Below are 15,820 nucleotides of genomic sequence, written 5' to 3'. Positions count from 1 at the left end.
GGAGGTAAAATATTGAAAAAACAAGACAGCAACGCGAAAGTTAAAATCATTCCTTTAGGCGGAATGGAGCAGATCGGTATGAATATCACTGCTTTTGAATGTGAAGACAGCATTATCATTGTGGACTGCGGACTGGCATTCCCAACCGATGATATGTTAGGAATCGATCTGGTGATACCGGATGTCTCTTACTTAAAACAGAATATTGATAAGGTAAAGGGATTTGTTATCACCCATGGCCACGAGGACCATATCGGCGCTCTTCCTTATGTTTTAAGGGATATCAATGTGCCGGTATACGGAACAAAGCTTACCATTGCCCTGATCGAGAACAAGCTGAAAGAACATAATTTATTGAAAAACACCAAGAGAAAGGTGATCAAGCACGGGCAGTCCGTTAATTTAGGCTGTTTCCGTATCGAATTTATCAAGACCAACCACAGCATCGCCGATGCTTCCGCCCTTGCCATTTTTTCTCCGGCCGGCGTGATTCTGCATACAGGCGATTTTAAGATTGACTATACTCCCGTATTCGGGGAACCGGCTGATTTAGAGCGTTTTGCCGAGCTGGGCAAAAAAGGCGTTCTGGCCATGATGTGTGACAGCACCAATGCCATCAGGCCAGGATTCACTCCTTCGGAAAAGACCGTGGGAAAGACCTTTGACAACATTTTTGCAGACCATAAGAATAACCGCATCCTTGTAGCCACCTTTGCTTCAAATGTGGACCGGGTGCAGCAGGTCATTAATTCCGCAGCCAAGTATGGCCGCAAGGTAGTGGTAGAGGGCCGCAGCATGGTCAACGTGATCGGCACGGCCAGTGAGCTTGGCTATATCAATATTCCGGATGGCACCCTTATTGAGATTGACCAGTTAAAAAATTATCCCGATGAGCAGACTGTGCTCATCACCACCGGAAGCCAGGGAGAATCCATGGCAGCGTTATCCCGAATGGCAAGCAGCACCCATAAAAAGATTTCCATTAAGCCGACCGATGTGATAATTTTAAGTTCCCATCCGATCCCTGGCAATGAAAAGGCTGTTTCCAAGGTCATTAACGAGCTTTCCATGAAGGGAGCAGAGGTAATCAGCGATGATACCCATGTATCGGGACATGCATGTCAGGAAGAAATCAAGCTGATGTATGCCCTGGTCCGTCCCAAATACGCCATCCCGGTTCACGGTGAATACCGTCATATCATGGCCCAGAAAAAACTGGTTCAGGCGATGGGAACCCCTAAGGAGAATGTGATTATCATGTCCTCCGGCGATGTGGTGGAGCTGGGACAGGAATCCTGGAAGATCGTGGACCATGTGCAGGCAGGAGGAATCCTGGTAGATGGTCTTGGCGTCGGAGATGTGGGGAATATCGTTTTAAGAGACAGACAGAACCTGGCCCAGAACGGAATTATCGTGGTGGTTCTGACCCTGGAGAAGTATTCCAATCAGCTTTTGGCAGGTCCGGATATTGTATCCAGAGGATTTGTTTATGTGCGTGAGTCTGAGGATCTGATGGAAGAGGCAAGGAACATTGTCAATGACGCTGTTGCTGACTGCCTGGACCGCCATGTCAATGACTGGGGGAAGATTAAGAATGTGATACGGGATAGCTTAAGCGACTTTTTATGGAAGCGGATGAAACGGAATCCTATGATTCTGCCCATCATTATGGAAGTATAGAACAGGAAAACCCCTGCGGGTATACCTTTATGCCCTAAAAAGCGGGCAATAAGATGAAAGGAAGCAGGATATGAGCCGTGCGACGAAAGAGATTAATAAAATAACTGGAGCAGTCATTGCGATTTCAAGCAGGCTTATCATCCTTGCCCTGGTGATCCTTCTTCTTTATGAGGGAGTTACAAGAGGATATGAGTTCGGCCATGAGATATTCTATGCCTCTGCAATGGAAGCAGAGCCGGGACGGGACAAGGAGATGACCATTGACAAAGGAACTTCTGTGTCCCAGGCGGCAAAGCTTTTAAAGGACAATGGTTTGATATCCAATGAATATTCTTTTATCATACAGGCGGAGTTTTTTGATTATAAGGTAAAACCGGGAGACTATACCTTTAACACTTCCATGACCTCCAAGGAAATTCTTCAGATGATGAATGAGAATACAGAGGAAAAGGAAGTTAAAAAATGATTGTAAACGACAGGATAACGGATTATATAAAGTCTCTGGAAACAGACAGAAGCCCGCTCCTTTCAAAGATCGGAAAAAAGGCGAGGCAGGAAGGTGTCCCGGTCATCAGGGAGGAGACTGCCGCTTTTCTCCAGACAATGACTGCTGCCATGAGGCCAAAGGCGATTCTTGAGGTTGGTACGGCAGTGGGTTACTCTACGCTTTTAATGGCCGAGGCTATGCCGCCTGACTGCCATATCACCACCATAGAAAAATATGAAAAAAGGATTCCAGAGGCCAAAGAAAATTTCAAAGAGGCCGGAGAGACTGAACGTATCACCTTGCTTGAGGGAGATGCGCAGGAAATATTAAAGGGGCTTGACCGCCCCTTTGACCTTGTTTTCATGGATGCAGCCAAGGGACAGTATCTTTTGTGGCTGCCAAGGATTTTAGAGCTTATGGTCCCAGGAGGGATGTTGATTTCCGATAATGTCCTTCAGGATGGGGATATCATAGAATCCCGCTATGCAGTGGAACGCCGGAACCGGACCATTCACGGGCGGATGCGGGATTACTTATATGAGCTAAAGCATTCTGAGCGGCTTACAACGACCATTGTACCAATCGGAGACGGGATCACCGTCAGCATTCTGATCTGATTTACTTAATGAAGGAAGCAGTGAAGCGGATTGCGAATATCCGCTTGAACCTATAAAACACTTAGCAAATTAGACGTTCGATGAGCCGAAAGGCGAGTCGGACTTCTTTAAATATGGACATAAGAAAGGATTTTCATGAGAAAGACCGAACTTTTGATTCCGGCAGGCAGCCTGGAAGTACTTAAAACTGCGGTAGTTTACGGCGCAGACGCTGTCTACATCGGAGGAGAAGCCTTTGGCCTCCGCGCCAAGGCAAAGAATTTTACAATGGAAGAGATCCGGGAAGGAATCGTCTTTGCCCACGAAAGAGGGGTAAAGGTCTATGTCACGGCTAACATTCTGGCTCATAATGATGACCTGACCGGAGTTGAAGAATATTTTAATGAATTAAAGGAAACAGGCCTTGACGCCTTGATCATCTCCGATCCGGGAGTATTTGCTATTGCAAAGCGCATCATGCCGGATCTGGAAATTCATATCAGCACTCAGGCCAACAACACCAATTACGGGACCTATCTGTTCTGGCACCAGCTTGGAGCCAAACGGGTCGTTTCCGCCAGGGAGCTATCTCTGGCCGAGATAAAAGAAATACGCAGCCAGATTCCGGAGGACATGGAGATCGAAAGCTTCATTCATGGAGCCATGTGTATTTCCTATTCCGGGCGCTGTCTTTTAAGCAATTTTATGACAGGAAGAGATGCCAATCAGGGAGCCTGTACCCATCCATGCCGCTGGAAGTATTCCATCGTTGAGGAACAACGTCCCGGAGAATACATGCCAGTCTATGAAAATGAACGGGGAACTTATATCTTTAATTCCAAGGATTTATGCATGATCGAACACATCCCGGAGATGATGGATGCGGGGATTGACAGCTTTAAGATCGAGGGCCGCATGAAAACCGCCCTTTACGTAGCCACCGTGGCCAGAACCTACCGGAAGGCCATTGATGATTATAACAAGGATCCTGAAACCTACCGGGCCAATATGGAGTGGTACCGCTCCGAAATCGGCAAATGCACTTACCGGGAATTTACCACCGGCTTTTATTTCAGTAAGCCTGATTCTACCACGCAGATCTATGACAACAATACTTATGTGAAAAACTATACGTATCTGGGAACTGTTGAAGCAGTGGATGAGAGAGGATTTGCCCGTACCACGCAGAAGAACAAGTTTTCCGTAGGAGACACCATTGAGGTGATGAAGCCCGATGGCAGGAACTTGGAAGTCCTTGTAAAAGCCATTTATGATGAAGAAGGAAAATCCCAGGAAAGCGCCCCCCATTCCAAACAGGTGCTGTACTTAGAGTTTGAGGGGGACGTTCCGCAGGAATACGATATTTTACGCTGCAAGGCCTGATCAGGCCGGAAAATGGTCGAACATTTTCCGAAACTGGGAAGGCGTGCAGTTGTTTCTCTGCTTAAAGGTCCGGTTAAAGGACGACAGGCTTAAAAAGCCGGACTGGAAGGCAACGTCCATAATGGATAAATCCGGATTTTCCAACAGCTCCTTGGCCTTGGAAATACGGACGGAAGTGATGTACTCGGGCAGGGAGGTCTGGTAGTGGGCCTTAAAGATTCTGGAAAAATGGTATTTGCTGAAGCCTGCAAAGGCAGCTAAGTCCTCTAAGCTGACCTGTTCCATATAGTGCTGCCTGATATATTCCGCCACCAGATCGAACTTTTTGTCATAAACCTTTTGCTGCGGTGTTTTCTGGGCGGAAAGCTTGTGTTCGATCTGACTATTGTGTTCTCCAATAACGATAAAAAAATGTAGAAGCTCTTCATACATGCGCATTTCTTTAAAGGAAATGCTGCTGTAGTAGAGCTTTTTTATTTTTAACAAAATATCGATAGGGTTCTCCGTAAAAGAAGCGCTGCCGTTTACCTCCAGAATGGGCTGGCAGAACAAAAGCTGCTTATGGTAGATGAAATCCTGCAGTTGAGGTAAAAACAAGTCGGAGAACTGGACGACCAGACAGGGGCTTAAGCTGTTTTTGGTCAGGGAATGGAGGTTGCGGGGAGGGATCAGGACAAACTGGTTTGCTTTTAGCGTAAAGACTTCATTGTCCAGGGTAATGGACATGTCATCGGATAAAGGCGCTAAAATCTCCATAAAGCTGTGCCAGTGAGTGGGGAAAACGGAGTAAAAATGTCCGTAAGACACATTGATGGACATGTCGTGCATAAATTGCATAGGCTCTGATAAATCCGGTTTAATCATAAAGGGCCGCTCCTTCTGTCAGGGTTTGTAAAAAACTGACCATATTTTTAAATTATAGTTCAAAAATTGCTTTTGAAATATAGGAAAATTGCATAAAAGTAGAGTGTTTTATATGACAAAATGTACTATATACATATTTGTAAAATATGATCCCCTAATAAAGTGAGCAATAACTAATACATGAGTAGCAATATATAGTTAGAAATGAAAGAGCCAGAATGTTATATTGAATATACCAAAAAGGAAAAAGTCCAACAGCAGAAAGGAGTTTAAAATGGGAGTGATCGATGGAAAAACCATATGCCAGGTGGCGCTGGTGGTAAAGGATCTGGACAAGACAGTGGAAGAGTATGCAAAGCTGTTTGGAGTTCAAAAACCGACGCCATTTTGTGTGCCCGAGGAATCGGAGGCCCATACGAGGTTTCAGGGAAAGCCAACCAAAACCAGGGCCAGGCTTGCGGTGTTTGATCTGGGGCAGGTAGTGCTTGAAATCACAGAGCCGGACGAGGAACCCAGTTCATGGAAGGATTTTCTGGATAAGAACGGGGATGGGATTCATCACATAGCCTTTATGACGGAAGACCGGGAGACCGCGGTAAAGTATTTTGAAGAAAACGGTATGCAGGTACGCCACTACGGGGAATACGAGGGAGGCAATTATACGGTATTTGACAGCAAGGAGAAATTAGGAACCTTCGTTCAGGTAAAATACGAGCCGTAAAACATTAAAAACATGGGGTAAAGTATTGTTTTAAATTTATTAATGATGGAAAGGAGAAAGGTATGAGAAGAAGATTAACAGCAGGCTTGCTGGCCTTTGTGACGGCAGCAGGAGCACTTGCAGGGTGCGGCAGCTCATCAACCGGAGGCACACAGGCAGGAGGGACCCAGGCGTCCCAGGCCCAGGAAAGCCAAAACTTAAGCGAAGATGTAAAGAAAGCTCAGGAGTCCGTTAAAACCTCGGCGGACAGGCTGAAGGAGCTGGGGATTGAAGTAGAGGATACGGATTTGACCGGAGAATTTACATACTGGTCCGGATTTACCGGGGATTCTAAGGTATGGGACCAAAGCCGGGTAGATGCATTTAACGAGCTTTATGCTGACAAGGGAATCAAATGCAATGTGCAGTTTGTGCCGGAAGGGGCGGGAATTGATAATGGAAAGCTGTTATCCGCCATTGCCGGAGGCCAGGCTCCTGATCTGATTGTATGTGACAGGGCAGTATCCGCTTATTCCTATGCGGCCAACGGAAGCTTTGAGATGCTGGAAACCTATTTAAATCAGGTTGGCCTGGACGTAGACAGCTTTTTTGAGGGCTGTAAGGATATTATTTATTATAAAAATGAACCTTACTTAATTCCACAGGATACCAATGTCATATTGCTTTATTACAATCCGGACATTGCTGAGGAAGCAGGGCTTGATGTGGATAATCCTCCCAGGACTTTAGATGAGTTAGACGCCTGGGCGGAGGCTATGACCATACAGAATGAGGATGGGAGCTATCAAAGGTTTGGCTTGATCCCCTGGCTGGATTTAAAGAGCGACGCGTTCACCCTGCCTTTCTTCTTTGGGGCAAACGTATATGATGCGGAAACCAACCGTCTAAACTTAACCTCTCCGGAGATGGTTGCCAGCATGGAATGGCTTCAGGCTTATGGGAAGAAGTACGACCCGGAGCGGATCTCGTCCTTTACCTCCGGCCTTGGAGGAATGTTCTCCCCGGACCACGCCTTTATGACGGGAAAGGTTGCCATGACCATTACCGGAAACTGGTTCTCCAACGCCCTTCGGGTTTATGCGCCTGATATTAAATTCCGTGTGTGCAGCGTGCCTGTGCCGGAAGGCGGACGGGCGGACAGCACTCCCTTCGGAACCAATGTATTTGCAATTCCGAAAGGCTCTAAGAATCCGGAGCTTGCCACCTTATTTATGAAATTCTGCATGTCAGGAGCCGTAAACGAGGACAACTTTGCCCAGTGGAGAAGCATTCCAACCAGCGACAAGGAATTTGACAACATAAGCTTAACGAAAAACGGGGATGAAATGTACGCCCTGGAAAGAAAAATAGCCAATTCACCAAAAAACGGTATTCCTGCCATGTGCGCCGTTTCCGCAGAGCTCTCCCAGGTGCTTATTACCTTCCGGGAAGGAGTCATTTACGGAAATATCCAGGACATTGAAGGAGAATTAGGAAAGCTGCAGGAGAAATACCAGGCGCAGCTTGATAACAGCCAGTAAGGGACCGGTGGCTTTTGCAGGCTTTTGCGGCCGCAAAGATGGGGAAGTAGGAAAAACAGCCGAAAATACATGCATTTGCGTCGCTTAAAGTCTGCCGCCATTCTGCCCAAAATGCATGAGCTGGAATAAGGAAACACCCTGCGGGTATCCCTCTATGCCCAAAATGCATGGGCGGGAATAAGGAAAGGAGGAGTAATATGGCAAGAGCGGAAGGTAAGACAAAGCAGGTCCTGCCCAGTCTGGAAGTGTTTTTTCTATATGCATTCCTGATTGTCTTAGGCGTGTTGTTTGTTCTGCCTGTTTTTTATTTATTCATGGGCGCTTTTAAAGCCCAGAGCGAATTGTTCCGGGTGCCTTTTAAATGGCTGCCGGACCGTTTCACACCGGACAACTTTATAAACATGTTCCGATCCATTCCATTTCTTTTGTATTTTAAAAATACAATGGTTATCGTATTCTTTAATATTGTCGGGTCCCTGATTTCCTGCTCCTTAACGGCCTACGGTTTTTCCAGGCTGCGATGGCCCGGCAGGGATAAGGTGTTTATCCTGGTGCTGGTAACGATGATCCTGCCTTCACAGGTTACGCTGGTTCCCTTGTTTCTCATGTTTACCAAAATGAGGTGGGTTGGAACCTTTCTGCCTCTTACTGTCACCTGCTTTTTCGGAAATCCTTTTTTCATCTTTCTGCTGCGCCAGTTTTTTACCGGAATTCCCCAGGATATTTCCGAGGCTGCCCGCATTGACGGGGCGGGGGAGCTTACGATTTTCTGGAGGCTGGTGATACCTGTTGCAAAGCCGGTTCTGACGACTGTTGCGATTTTTGCTTTTATCCGGTCCTGGAATGATTTTTTGGGTCCGCTGGTATTCTTGGGAAGGGACCAGCTCTATACCCTGTCCTTGGCGGCTTCCATGTTGAAGTCTAATTTAGATCCCAACTGGAGCGTGCTGTTAGCTTTGGGTACCGTTATGGTTCTGCCTGTGCTTGTTTTGTTTTTCGTCATGCAGAAGTACTTTATCCAGGGCATCGCAATGTCCGGAATCAAAGGGTAAGGAGGGGTGAATGTGAAAAAAATGACAATTAGAAAAAGAGAACTGATTTACGGACTGCTGTTTATTTCTCCGTGGCTGGTGGGGTTTTTGGTTTTTACCTTATTTCCCATTTGTTCCTCCTTATATTATTCTCTGTGTGAGTACCAGGTAATTAAGGCTCCGGTTTATGTAGGGCTTAACAACTACAAGACCATGTTTCAGGACAAAACATTTTTAAAGGCTTTGAGCAATACGTTTTATATGGTGCTGTTTGGCGTTCCCATTACCACCATTACTGCGGTAGGAATTTCCATAATAATGAATCATAAGGAACTAAAGGTCACGGGACCCTTCCGGGTGGTGTTTTTTATTCCCACCCTGGTGCCGACCGTTGTGGCTTCCCTGCTGTGGATCTGGGTTATGCAGCCGGAAACGGGAATTATCAACCGGCTCTTAGGCTATATTGGAATCCGTGGGCCGGGCTGGCTCTCCAGTATTTTCTGGTCCAAGCCTGCGCTGATTATCATGATGATATGGACCTGCGGAAATGCAATTATCATTTACTTAGCCGGTCTTTCAGACATTCCTGTAAGCCTTTATGAATCAGCCTCCTTAGACGGAGCCGGATTTTTCAGCCAGACTTTATTTGTTACCATACCGCTTTTGCGCTCCACCATCCTTTACAATGTGGTGACGCTGATTATTAACGTATTCCAATGGTTTGCGGAGCCTTACATCATGACCAATGGAGGGCCGGACAACTCGACGATGTTTTACTCCCTGTACTTATATCAGAATGCATTTTCCTATTTTAAGATGGGCTACGCCTCAGCCATGGCCTGGATTCTGCTGCTGATCGCCCTTGGGATTATTCTGGTGCTCTTTAAGGTGTTCCGCTTTGGAGAATCTGACTATTAGGAGGTTGCTATGATTGGATTTATCACAGGAGCCAGCCGGGGGCTTGGCTATGAGCTGGTGAAGGAAGGACTTTTACGGGGGCATACCATGATTGCCGCCTGCCGCAAGGGCCTTAAGGGAGAGGGCAGCAGGGATTTGCTCCGCTTAAAAGAGCAGTACGGAGACAGGCTTTTGGTCCTTTCCATGGATGTTACGGACGAGGAGGAGATAAAAAGGGCGGCACTGGCGGTCAGGCTTCAATACGGATATATAGATTTTCTGGTAAACAACGCCGGGGTGCTGTTTGAGAAAATGAAGATGCCGGGGGACGCCATAGAGGATTTGGACATAGAAAGGTTCCGGGAAACCCTTGAGGTGAATGTAACAGGCCAGGCCCTTGTGCTCAAATACTTGATCGGCCTGATTTACGCTTCCGGGGACGCCTGTATTATGAATATCAGCTCGGAAGCAGGGCATTTAAGCCCCTATGGCTACAACTATCTGGCCTATTCCGTCTCCAAGCACGCCCTAAACATGTATACCCAGAAAATCCGCAATTACTTAGCGGAGGAAAAGGCAGACAAGCACATACGGGTATATATGGTTCATCCAGGCCGCATGGATACGGTGATGGGGAAGGAAAATGCACAGATCCCGCCTTCCCTGCCAGCGATAGGCATTTTAGACATTCTGGAAAGGAAAACGAAGGTTCCGGATATGGAGGTTCCGTTTATCAATTACAAAGGGGAGCTGATGCCTTATTAGGCTCCACAGGAAAAGGAGGATTGCCTAAACTATATGAGAAAGGTAAATGTAGGATTCCTGGGCTGCGGCGTGATCAGCAACACCTACATCCGGGATATAAAACGGTTTTACACAAGCCTTCATCTGGCGGCCTGTGCAGACGTAAACGTCGGACTTGCAAAGGCCCACGCAGAAAAATACGGAATAGACTCAGGCTGTTCCCCGGAAGAATTGCTGGCTATGGAAGAAGTGGAACTAATCGTCAATCTGACGCCGCCCGGACTACATGGGGAGTTAAACAGGAAGATCCTGGAGGCGGGCAAGCACGTATATTGCGAAAAACCCTTTGCCCTTACGGTGGAAGAAGCAACGGAGGTCATGGACCTTGCCAAAGAGAAAAACCTCTTAATCGGCAGTGCACCCGATACCTTTTTAGGTTCTTCCTTACAGACCTGCAGAAAGCTTTTGGACGACGGGTGGATAGGAACACCGCTTTATGCAACTGCTAACATGACTTCCATTGGGGTGGAAACCTGGCACCCTGCGCCTGAGAATTTTTACAGGAGGGGAGCAGGACCGCTCTATGATATGGGGCCCTATTACTTTACCGCGCTTGCCGCTCTTTTGGGACCGGTAGAATCTATCAGCGCTTTTTGCGCCACAGGCTTTTCAGAAAGAACTATTTACGCAGGCCCTCATGCAGGAGGGCAGCTTTCCGTAGAAACGCCTACTCACTATTCGGGTGTTGCGAGACTTTCGTCAGGGGTGATTGTAAGCCTGAACTTAAGCTTTGACATCTGGCATTCCAATCTTCCTAACATGGAGATATACGGGACGGAAGGTACCTTAGAGGTTCCGGACCCCAATATGTCCGGAGGGAAACCCAGGATATACCGGAAGGAGCGAAGTCTTGACCCGCTGTATGACGACAGCATTCTGACCAGGGAAAAGAAGGGAGTCAGCGTGGAGGTTCCTGAGCTGTATCCCCATATCGGAGATTATACCAGGGGCAGCGGAGTATTTGATTTAGCCTGTGCGGTGGCGGAAGGCCGCAGGCCAAGGGTGAATGCGGAAATGGCCTGCCATGTGGTTGAGGCGATTATGGGGATGATGGAATCGGCGGAAACGAAGAAGGTTTATGAGATGAAAACATCCTGTGAAAGGCCGCTGCCCCTGACTATGGGGGCAGATGGAATGAAATAAAAAGAATAATAAAAAGAAAGTGACGCCATAGGCGGAAAAGAGGAAAAATCATGAACGGAGTAGTAGGAACAGAACTGGTTTGCCAGGTAGGTTTTATTGTAAAGGACATTAACGAAGCAAAAAAGAAATGGGCCCAGTTTTTAGGGGTGGAAGAACCGGAAGCTGCCCTGTGCGGAGAATATGAGATTACACAGACGGAATTTATGGGCCGGCCTGCGCCGGAGGCCAACAGCCTATTGGCATTTTTTGACGTAGGCCCAGGCTTGCAGCTTGAACTGATCCAGCCCAATGAAGCACCATCTACATGGAGAGATGCGTTAAATGAAAAGGGAGAGGGAATCCACCATGTAGCCTTTTTTATCAAGGGAATGAAAATGCAGGAAGCGGTAAAACGCTGTGAGGATTTTGGCATGACTTTGGAACAAAAAGGAGAATACGGGGACGCCAGCGGAAGATATACCTATATGAATGCTTACAAAGATTTAAAGTGTATTGTGGAACTTTTGGAAAGCGATAAGTAACAGGAGGAAACGCATATGAAATTGGGACTTTCCAGCTCTCTGGAACACAAAACCCCTGGGGAATGGGCCCAGAAGCTAAAGGAACTGGGCTGCGGCTGTGTAAATTTTCCGGTGGATTACAGCCATGGGGAAGCGCTGATACAAGAATATGTGGAAGCTGCAAGAGAGAGCGGCCTTGTAATTGCAGAAGTGGGAGCCTGGTGCAACCCCATTTCTCCGGATAAAGAAGTAAGAGAAGCAGCTCTTTTCCGATGTAAGGAGCAGCTTAGGCTGGCGGACCGGATTGGCGCCAGGTGCTGCGTCAATGTATCCGGCTCCAGAGGGGAACGCTGGGACGGGCCTTATAAGGAAAATTTAACAGAGGAAACCTGGGACCTTGTGGTGAAAAGCATTCAGGAAATCATTGACGAGGCGAAGCCGGAGCATACCTATTACACCATTGAGCCTATGCCCTGGATGTATCCTATGGGCCCGGATGAATACCTCCGTCTGATCAAGGAGGTGGACAGGGAACATTTTGCCGTACATATGGATGTGTTTAACTGGATCACCACATTGGAACGGTATTTTAACAATGATGATTTTATGGAAGAGTGCTTTTGGAAGCTGGGGCCTTATATTAAAAGCTGTCACCTAAAGGATGTGGCTTTGAAACAGGAATTCACCCTGCAATTTAGTGAAACAGCCTGCGGTCATGGCGGGTTAAACCTGGAAAAGTACGCTTGCCTTGCGCAGGCGGCTGATCCGGATATGCCCTTGATTATCGAACACCTGGAAGGGGATAAGGCCTATGTGGAAAGCCTTGCCTATGTAAGGCAGCGTTTTTCCGCAATGGAAGAAATGCTTTAAGCGGTTTAAATAACAGAAGCCCTTAAAGAGCTTCAATCTAAAAATAGAGAGTATGTGACGTTGATATAAAACTAATATGCTGCCCCCCATATAGGACTATGATATAACAGTCCTATATGGGGGTATTTTTATGTCAAAATATTTTCACAAACTACCAACAGAGAAAAATAGGGATCATAGGGAAATATATATTGACCTTCTTTAATTTCATTGGAGATGCAGAACAGCAGACCTTGCGTTTATAAACTTACTATCATTTCTTCTCTTTTGGCTTGTTGGCAACTCCTTAAATGTGTATTATTAATAAAAAAATATAAATTTTTTATTAATAATGCATATAGTATCTCTAATTTTTATGTGATATATTATATCTTGAAACTGATATATCAGATGAAATTTTAGTTGCGACAAGAAGAATCAAATCCGGAAACAGGTATGAAGCTGCAAAAAATTACAATTAAAAAGGAGAGAGAAACGATGCTTGACATTATTACTGGCATATTGCTGCTGCTGGTCTTTGTGGGGCTGGTAGTGTACTGCATGAAAGGCGGAAATCTTCTGATCGGATTTATCGCTACAGCCGTTTTATGGTGTGTAATTGGACGTGTGCCGATCAATGAGGTGGTAAGCGATGTATTCCAAAAGCCGTTAGATGATTATGGAAAGACCATAGCAATCATTATCTTTGGTGCATGGTTTGGACGTATCCTGGTCGATACGGGTATTGCCGGCTATATCATTAAGAAGACGGTAGAATTTGCGGGTGACAGGCCCCTAGTAACTACATTATTATTGTGTATTACCTGTAATCTGCTTTTTACCAGCGTTTTTGGTGTTGGTTCCGTTATGGCAATCGGTATGATCGTACTTCCCATTCTGTTTTCCATGGGAGTGGAAAAAAGAGCGGCTTTAGGCGCCTATATGCTGTCTGTTGCAGGCGGAATGTACTTAAATATTGCTTATGTAAGCCAGTTTGAAAAGGTATTCGGTGAAGAAGTGGCTTCCTATAATGACAACTACATTCGTTTTGCCCTGATGGCAACTGCCGTTCACATGGTAATTATGATTGCATTTGTCGTGTACCATCATTTTAAAAGCAATAAAAGGGGAAGAAGACGGGCCTGGGAGGCAGGTGTCCAGGATAACTACGAGGAAAGACCTCTTGGCTGGTACTGCTTTATCGTACCCTTTGTACCCATTGCAATGGTAGGTATTTTCAAATGGCAGCCAGTTCCGGCCTTCCTGTTAGGAAGCTTTGTGGGTCTTTTATTTACACGGAATTTAAGAACTTACAAAACTGCGGTAGATAAGACCCAGAAGACGTTATATGATGGCGTTGCAGACAGCGGACTTCTGATCGGTATGCTTTACAGCGTAAATATTTTCCAGGGAGCCGCTACTAAGGTTGTTCCTTATCTTCAGACCTTGCTTGGGGATGTTGTTCCAAGATCCGAAATTGTAGTTCTGGCTGCATTCTGTATCCTGGCGCCTTTGGCATTGTTCCGCGGGCCGTTAATGATCTGGGGTTCCGGTATTGCACTGTATTCCATTTTAAATGCAACGGGAGCATTTAATCCCCATTTCCTGTATGCTATTTTCTTAATCCCTCCGGTTGCTATCGTAGCAAGTGCGTGTCCTACTCAGTCCTGGACCATGTGGGGTTTAAGCTATGCAAAGGTAGAACCGAAACAGTACATAAAGACCAACCTGCCGTGGGCCTGGGCAAGCCTTATTGCCATTGAAATTCTTATTTATTTTACAATAGGAAGAATGGTTTAATTCTTTGTTTTGGTAGATGAAAATGTTTCACAGACAGGGGCATACATAAAGTCTGTATGCCCTTGTCCGTTTTAGATGGAGGACAACGAATGAGCAGCAGAGCAATAAGAATTGGCATTGATGTGGGCGGAACCCATACAAAGGCCGTAGCGATAGACAACAGCACAAACGAAATTGTAGGAAAAGGGTCGGTAATGACAACCCACCACGACGAAAACGGAGTGGCAACAGGTGTTGTGGAAGCATTTAAAAAATGTCTTTCTGAGAATGATATTAAACCGGAAGAAGTAATTTTTATTGCTCACAGCACCACTCAGGCTACCAATGCTTTGTTAGAAGGAGATGTGGCAAAAGTCGGAGTGATCGGAATGAGCGGCGGCGGTCTGGAGGCATTCTTTACAAAACGTCAGACAAAAATCAAGGATATTGATTTGGGCACCGGAAAATGGATCAATATTGACCATAGTTTTATGAAAACCAAGGACATGACACCGGATAACGTATCTTCTGTGGTCAAAAAGATGGCAGATCAGGGAGATAAGGTAATCGTGGCCAGCAAGGCATTTGGCGTGGATAATATGAAAGAAGAGCGCATGGTTGCAGAGATTGCGGAAGGCCAGGGAATCCCCTGCACCGTGGCTTCTGATATTACAAAGCTCTATGGCTTAACGACCCGCACCCGGACCGCCTGTCTCAATGCATCGATCCTGCCGAAAATGCTGGACACTGCCAATTCCACGGAGCGAAGTGTACGTGCCGCAAAGGTAACGGTTCCCCTTATGATCATGCGCGGTGACGGCGGAGTCATGGAAATCAATGAAATGAAAAAGCGCCCCATCCTTACCATGCTCTCAGGACCTGCGGCCAGCGTGATCGGGGCGCTTATGTATCTACGGGCTTCCAACGGTATTTATTTTGAGGTTGGCGGAACTTCTACCAACATCGGGGTGATCAAAAACGGCCGGCCGGCAGTGGATTATTCCATTATCGGAGGACACAGAACTTATGTAAACAGCCTGGATGTCCGGGTGCTGGGTGTTGCCGGCGGAAGTATGATCCGTGCGAAAAAGGGTGCCATCGTTGATGTGGGTCCCCGTTCCGCCCATATTGCAAATATGGGGTATGCATGTTTCACAGAGCCGGAGCTGTTTGAAGGAGCAGAATTATACTACATCAAGCCTCGTGAAAATGACCCCAGTGACTATGTGGCAATCCGCTTAAAGAACGGCGAAAGCGTAACCATTACAAATACCTGCGCTGCCAATGTACTTGGAATCCTGGAAGACGGGGATTACGCAATGGGCAATTACGAATCCAGCTGCAAAGCCATGCAGCTTCTGGCTGATGAAGTGGGCCTGTCCATTGAAGATACGGCAAGAGCAGTTCTTCAGAAGGCTTGTGATAAAATCAAACCAGTCATTGAAGACCTGATCGACAAATATAAAATTGAAAGAGAACAGATCGTGTTAGTTGGCGCCGGAGGCGGTGCCGGAACGCTGTTGCCCTTTACTGCCAATGAAACGAATTTTAAATACCAGATACTGG

General features: G+C 46.5%; 15 protein-coding genes. 14 read left to right on the top strand and 1 reads right to left on the bottom strand.

Going from position 1 to position 15,820, the window contains the following annotated elements; all coding sequences use genetic code 11:
- Positions 1 to 12 precede the first annotated feature (12 nt).
- From RT269_RS21950 to RT269_RS21935, 4 genes are all read left to right on the top strand, one after another.
- Positions 13 to 1,680, top strand: coding sequence for a ribonuclease J (locus RT269_RS21950; protein ID WP_313185804.1), 1,668 nt, complete (start codon positions 13 to 15; stop codon positions 1,678 to 1,680).
- Positions 1,681 to 1,750: 70 nt separating this feature from the next.
- Positions 1,751 to 2,146 carry an endolytic transglycosylase MltG gene (locus RT269_RS21945; RefSeq protein WP_313185802.1) on the top strand — a complete coding sequence of 132 codons (396 nt, stop codon included), beginning with the start codon at positions 1,751 to 1,753 and terminating at the stop codon, positions 2,144 to 2,146.
- Complete coding sequence (locus tag RT269_RS21940) at positions 2,143 to 2,784, top strand: O-methyltransferase (protein ID WP_313185800.1); 642 nt, start codon at positions 2,143 to 2,145, stop codon at positions 2,782 to 2,784. Before RT269_RS21945 ends, RT269_RS21940 begins: the two co-directional genes overlap by 4 nt.
- Before the next feature lie 135 nt (positions 2,785 to 2,919).
- Positions 2,920 to 4,146 carry a peptidase U32 family protein gene (locus RT269_RS21935; protein WP_313185798.1) on the top strand — a complete coding sequence of 409 codons (1,227 nt, stop codon included), beginning with the start codon at positions 2,920 to 2,922 and terminating at the stop codon, positions 4,144 to 4,146.
- Here the strand turns inward: RT269_RS21935 and RT269_RS21930 are convergent, their stop codons facing one another.
- Positions 4,147 to 5,010, bottom strand: coding sequence for an AraC family transcriptional regulator (locus RT269_RS21930; RefSeq protein ID WP_313185796.1), 864 nt, complete (start codon positions 5,008 to 5,010; stop codon positions 4,147 to 4,149).
- A 274-nt stretch (positions 5,011 to 5,284) separates the two neighbouring features.
- Between RT269_RS21930 and RT269_RS21925 the strand changes: the two genes are divergently transcribed.
- The 10 genes from RT269_RS21925 to RT269_RS21880 form a co-directional block, all read left to right on the top strand.
- The gene (locus RT269_RS21925; RefSeq protein ID WP_313185795.1) at positions 5,285 to 5,731 is read left to right on the top strand and encodes a VOC family protein; all 447 of its coding nucleotides are present in this window, start codon (positions 5,285 to 5,287) and stop codon (positions 5,729 to 5,731) included.
- Between the two features lie 62 nt (positions 5,732 to 5,793).
- Positions 5,794 to 7,251, top strand: coding sequence for an extracellular solute-binding protein (locus RT269_RS21920; protein ID WP_313185793.1), 1,458 nt, complete (start codon positions 5,794 to 5,796; stop codon positions 7,249 to 7,251).
- 197 nt (positions 7,252 to 7,448) lie between these two features.
- Complete coding sequence (locus tag RT269_RS21915; protein WP_313185792.1) at positions 7,449 to 8,303, top strand: carbohydrate ABC transporter permease; 855 nt, start codon at positions 7,449 to 7,451, stop codon at positions 8,301 to 8,303.
- Positions 8,304 to 8,324: 21 nt separating this feature from the next.
- Positions 8,325 to 9,200 (top strand): carbohydrate ABC transporter permease, encoded by an 876-nt coding sequence (locus tag RT269_RS21910; RefSeq protein WP_313185837.1) that lies wholly within the window; start codon positions 8,325 to 8,327, stop codon positions 9,198 to 9,200.
- A gap of 9 nt (positions 9,201 to 9,209) precedes the next feature.
- Positions 9,210 to 9,944, top strand: a complete 735-nt coding sequence (locus RT269_RS21905) for an SDR family NAD(P)-dependent oxidoreductase (protein WP_313185790.1) — start codon at positions 9,210 to 9,212, stop codon at positions 9,942 to 9,944.
- A 33-nt stretch (positions 9,945 to 9,977) separates the two neighbouring features.
- Positions 9,978 to 11,126 carry a Gfo/Idh/MocA family protein gene (locus RT269_RS21900; RefSeq protein WP_313185788.1) on the top strand — a complete coding sequence of 383 codons (1,149 nt, stop codon included), beginning with the start codon at positions 9,978 to 9,980 and terminating at the stop codon, positions 11,124 to 11,126.
- 50 nt (positions 11,127 to 11,176) lie between these two features.
- On the top strand, positions 11,177 to 11,647 hold the full coding sequence (locus RT269_RS21895) for a VOC family protein (RefSeq protein ID WP_313185786.1): 471 nt from the start codon (positions 11,177 to 11,179) through the stop codon (positions 11,645 to 11,647).
- A 15-nt stretch (positions 11,648 to 11,662) separates the two neighbouring features.
- The gene (locus tag RT269_RS21890; protein WP_313185784.1) at positions 11,663 to 12,496 is read left to right on the top strand and encodes a sugar phosphate isomerase/epimerase family protein; all 834 of its coding nucleotides are present in this window, start codon (positions 11,663 to 11,665) and stop codon (positions 12,494 to 12,496) included.
- A 477-nt stretch (positions 12,497 to 12,973) separates the two neighbouring features.
- Entirely contained in the window at positions 12,974 to 14,275 is a 1,302-nt protein-coding gene (locus tag RT269_RS21885) for a citrate transporter (RefSeq protein ID WP_313185782.1), read from the top strand.
- Between the two features lie 89 nt (positions 14,276 to 14,364).
- Positions 14,365 to 15,820 (top strand): hydantoinase/oxoprolinase family protein (locus tag RT269_RS21880; protein ID WP_313185781.1); only part of this gene is annotated, 1,456 nt, incomplete at its 3' end.

It is taken from the genome of Lacrimispora sp. (assembly GCF_032078915.1).
In the GTDB taxonomy this organism is placed as follows: Bacteria; Bacillota; Clostridia; order Lachnospirales; family Lachnospiraceae; genus Lacrimispora.
The sequence above is the reverse complement of the archived record's forward strand: the minus strand, read 5'-3'. Positions and strand labels throughout refer to the sequence as shown.

What these genes read in the sequence shown, in the direction of transcription:
- RT269_RS21945 (WP_313185802.1), top strand. Translation starts at nt 1,751, where the DNA reads ATGAGCCGTGCGACGAAAGAGATTAATAAAATAACTGGAGCAGTCATT.
- RT269_RS21940 (WP_313185800.1), top strand. Translation starts at nt 2,143, where the DNA reads ATGATTGTAAACGACAGGATAACGGATTATATAAAGTCTCTGGAAACA.
- RT269_RS21935 (WP_313185798.1), top strand. Translation starts at nt 2,920, where the DNA reads ATGAGAAAGACCGAACTTTTGATTCCGGCAGGCAGCCTGGAAGTACTT.
- RT269_RS21930 (WP_313185796.1), bottom strand. Translation starts at nt 5,010, where the DNA reads ATGATTAAACCGGATTTATCAGAGCCTATGCAATTTATGCACGACATG.
- RT269_RS21925 (WP_313185795.1), top strand. Translation starts at nt 5,285, where the DNA reads ATGGGAGTGATCGATGGAAAAACCATATGCCAGGTGGCGCTGGTGGTA.
- RT269_RS21920 (WP_313185793.1), top strand. Translation starts at nt 5,794, where the DNA reads ATGAGAAGAAGATTAACAGCAGGCTTGCTGGCCTTTGTGACGGCAGCA.
- RT269_RS21915 (WP_313185792.1), top strand. Translation starts at nt 7,449, where the DNA reads ATGGCAAGAGCGGAAGGTAAGACAAAGCAGGTCCTGCCCAGTCTGGAA.
- RT269_RS21910 (WP_313185837.1), top strand. Translation starts at nt 8,325, where the DNA reads ATGACAATTAGAAAAAGAGAACTGATTTACGGACTGCTGTTTATTTCT.
- RT269_RS21905 (WP_313185790.1), top strand. Translation starts at nt 9,210, where the DNA reads ATGATTGGATTTATCACAGGAGCCAGCCGGGGGCTTGGCTATGAGCTG.
- RT269_RS21900 (WP_313185788.1), top strand. Translation starts at nt 9,978, where the DNA reads ATGAGAAAGGTAAATGTAGGATTCCTGGGCTGCGGCGTGATCAGCAAC.
- RT269_RS21895 (WP_313185786.1), top strand. Translation starts at nt 11,177, where the DNA reads ATGAACGGAGTAGTAGGAACAGAACTGGTTTGCCAGGTAGGTTTTATT.
- RT269_RS21890 (WP_313185784.1), top strand. Translation starts at nt 11,663, where the DNA reads ATGAAATTGGGACTTTCCAGCTCTCTGGAACACAAAACCCCTGGGGAA.
- RT269_RS21885 (WP_313185782.1), top strand. Translation starts at nt 12,974, where the DNA reads ATGCTTGACATTATTACTGGCATATTGCTGCTGCTGGTCTTTGTGGGG.